The organism is Planomonospora algeriensis (assembly GCF_977012225.1).
Genome location: NZ_CDRNDK010000615.1, coordinates 1 through 3,068, shown reverse-complemented (window position 1 = coordinate 3,068; position 3,068 = coordinate 1). Strand labels below are relative to the sequence as shown.

Annotated in this window: 3 protein-coding genes and 1 pseudogene; all 4 read left to right on the top strand. The window is 76.6% G+C overall.

All coding sequences use genetic code 11. The features are described from left to right. Positions 1-99: 99 nt before the first annotated feature. Positions 100-812 (top strand): annotated as a pseudogene (locus tag ACWJ6R_RS33410) (acetate--CoA ligase family protein). A gap of 67 nt (positions 813-879) precedes the next feature. Further along, on the top strand, positions 880-1,473 hold the full coding sequence (locus ACWJ6R_RS33405) for a DUF5998 family protein (protein ID WP_449066047.1): 594 nt from the start codon (positions 880-882) through the stop codon (positions 1,471-1,473). Further along, entirely contained in the window at positions 1,470-2,585 is a 1,116-nt protein-coding gene (locus tag ACWJ6R_RS33400) for an alkaline phosphatase family protein (RefSeq protein ID WP_449066046.1), read from the top strand. Before ACWJ6R_RS33405 ends, ACWJ6R_RS33400 begins: the two co-directional genes overlap by 4 nt. Beyond that, positions 2,582-3,068: sulfurtransferase (locus ACWJ6R_RS33395; RefSeq protein WP_449066045.1), on the top strand; the 487-nt coding region annotated here is incomplete at its 3' end. The genes ACWJ6R_RS33400 and ACWJ6R_RS33395, both read left to right, overlap by 4 nt.

Below are 3,068 nucleotides of genomic sequence, written 5' to 3'. Positions count from 1 at the left end.
TCCGGCGGGGCCCCGCCGGGAGGTGCTCCGACCGCGGAGACGGCGGAGACGGCGGAGACGGCGGAGGCGTTGGGGACGGCGGGGACCGCGGAGGCGGCCGTGGCCGCCGGGGAGGGCGGCGAGGCCGGGGAGGCCGGCGAGCGGGTTCCCGCCGAGGCGGAGGTGGCGGAGCTGCTGGCGCACTACGGGCTGACGGTCTGGCCCGCCGAGGTGGTCGCCTCGCCGGAGGCGGCCGTGGACGCGGCCGAGCGGCTGGGCTGGCCGGTGGTGCTCAAGGCCGCCGACCCGGAGGCGGCCAAGCGGGCGGGAACGGTCCGGCTCGGCCTGGCCGGCCCGGACGGGGTGCGCGACGCCTTCGCCGACCTGCTCCGCCAGCTCGGTCCCGACGCCGTCCTCGCCGTGCAGCGCATGGTCCCGCAGCCGGCGGTGCCGACCGTGGTGAGCGTCGTGGAGGACCCCGGGTTCGGCGCCGTCGTCTCCTTCGGGCTGGGCGAGGTGACGGCCCGGCTGCTGCGGGACGAGGCCTACCGGCTGGCCCCGCTGACGCGCGAGGACGCGGCCGAGCTGGTCGAGTCGCGCGCGCGGCGCCGCTGCTCTTCGGCGAGTACGGCTACCCGCCGGTGGCCGTCGAGGCGCTGGAGGATCTGCTGGTCCGGGTCGGCCGGCTGGCCGACGACCTGCCCGAGGTGGCCGGGCTCGACCTCGACCCGGTGCTGGTGGGGGAGTCGGAGGTCGTCGTGCTGGGGGCCCGCGCCGTACTGCGCCATCCCGGCGGGCCGCGCCCCGACGGCGGGCCGCGGCGTCTCAGCTGAGGATCACCTGAGGGGCGCCGCGGCGCTCGGGGTGAAACAGACGCCCGGGACAGGGCAGGATGGACCCATGAGGGAAACCCGACTCTCGACCGCGGGCCTGCGCGAGGCCATCGACCGCAGTGGCTACTACCCCGACCTGGTGGCCGACGCCGTCGAATCCGCCCTGGGCAAGGAGCAGGTGGACGCCTACGTGGTGCACCACGAGGCCACCTTCGACCCCGCCATGGAGGTGCGCCGGCACGTCACCGTCCTGGTGCTCTCCCCCACCCGTCTGCTGGTCTGCCACACCGACGAGCACCCGGCGGTGGAAGGAGTCTCGGCGTCCCACGCCTCCACGACCACCGAGGCCGTGCTCCTGCGCCGGATCCAGTCCGTGGCCGTCACCCGCGTGGTCCCCGACCCCGCCTCCTACGTCCCGGGCGTGCCGCCCACCGAGGTCACGCTCACCATCGGCTGGGGGGCGATCTCCCACATCGACCTGGAGCCGGCCGCCTGCGGCGACGAGAACTGCGAGGCCGACCACGGCTACACCGGCGCGGTCACGGCCGACGACCTCTCCCTGCGGGTGAGCGAGGCCGCCGACGGCCCCGAGGCCGTCACCCACGTGCTGGCCTTCGCCAAGGCGCTGTCGGAGGCCACCGCCCGCGCCGCCGCCTCGTGAGCCCCCTCGTCCCCGCGTACGGCGAGGCGTCGCTGGCCGACCTGTCCTCCTCGCTCCTGGCGGTGCTGGGAATGGACGGCGCCAACCCGCTGGGGCTCGCCCCCGCCGACCGGGTGCTGCTCTTCCTCGTGGACGGCCTGGGCGCGGAGCTGCTGCGGGCCCATCCAGAGGCGGCGCCCTTCCTGTCGTCGCGGACGGGCCGGACGCTGACCGCGGGCTTCCCCGCCACCACGGCGACCAGCCTGGGCACGCTCGGCACCGGCCTGCCGCCGGGCGAGCACGGCATGCTGGGCTACCAGCTGGCCGTTCCCGGGGCGGGCTACCTGTTCAACTGCCTGCGCTGGACCGCGTTCGGGCCACTGATCGCACCCGAGGAGTGGCAGCCCACCGCGACCGTGTTCGAGCGCGCGGCGGCGGCCGGGATCAGCACCAGCTACGTGGCTCCGGCCCAGTTCGAGGGCACCGGCTTCAACCAGGCCGTCTACCGGGGCGTCCGCTTCGTGGGCGCCGACGCGGTCGACGACCGGATCGAGGGGGTCCGCCGGGCTCTGGCCGAACCCCGCGCGCACGTCACCGTCTACTACGGCGACCTGGACGCCGCCGGCCACATGCGTGGTTGGGGCTCGCCCGAGTGGCTCGACCAGCTCGCCCGGGTCGACCGGATGGCCGAGCGCCTGGCCGAGACCCTCCCGCCCGGATCGGTGATGTACGTCACCGCCGACCATGGCATGGTCAACGCGACCGACCGGATCGACGCCGACGCCGTCCCCGCCCTGCGCGAGGGCGTCGCCCTGCTGGGCGGCGAGGCCAGGGCCCGCCACGTCTACGCCGAGCCGGGCGCCGCCGGAGCCGTGCTGGAGTCCTGGCGCGGCGTCCTGGGGGAGGCGGCCTGGGTGGCCTCGCGGGAGGAGGCGGTCGAGTCCGGCTGGTTCGGTCCCCGCGTCCGCCCGGAGTGGCTGCCCAGGATCGGCGACGTGGTCGCCGTGCCGTGGGCCGGGACCGTCGTCACCGCCTCGGTCGCCGAGCCGCTGGAGTCGTCGTTCACCGGTTACCACGGCTCCCTGACCCCCGCCGAACAGTACGTCCCGCTCCTGGAGGTGAGCACCCGGTGAGCCCGCTGATCACTCCCGGCGACCTGGCCGCGCTGCCCGCGGCGTCCGTCCTGGACGTGCGCTGGGCGCTCGGCGGCCCGCCCGGCATCGAGTCCTACCGGCGGGGGCACGTCCCCGGCGCGGTCTTCTGCGACCTCGACGCCGACCTCGCCGCCCCCGCGGGCCCGGAGGGACGCCACCCCCTGCCGGAGGCCGGCCGGTTCCAGGCCGCGATGCGCCGCCTCGGCGTCTCCGGCTCCCGGCCCGTGGTGGTCTACGACGACGCCGGCTCCATGGCCGCCGCCCGCGCCTGGTGGACGCTGCGCTACTTCGGCCACCCCGACGTCCGGGTCCTCGACGGGGGACTGCGCGCCTGGACCTCCGAGGGAGGTCCCGTCTCGGCCGAGGTGCCGGAGCCGCCGCCCGGTGACTTCACCGCCCGCCCGGGGGGCATGCCCGTGCTCGACGCCGCCGCGGCCGCGGAGCTGGCCGCCGACGGGATCC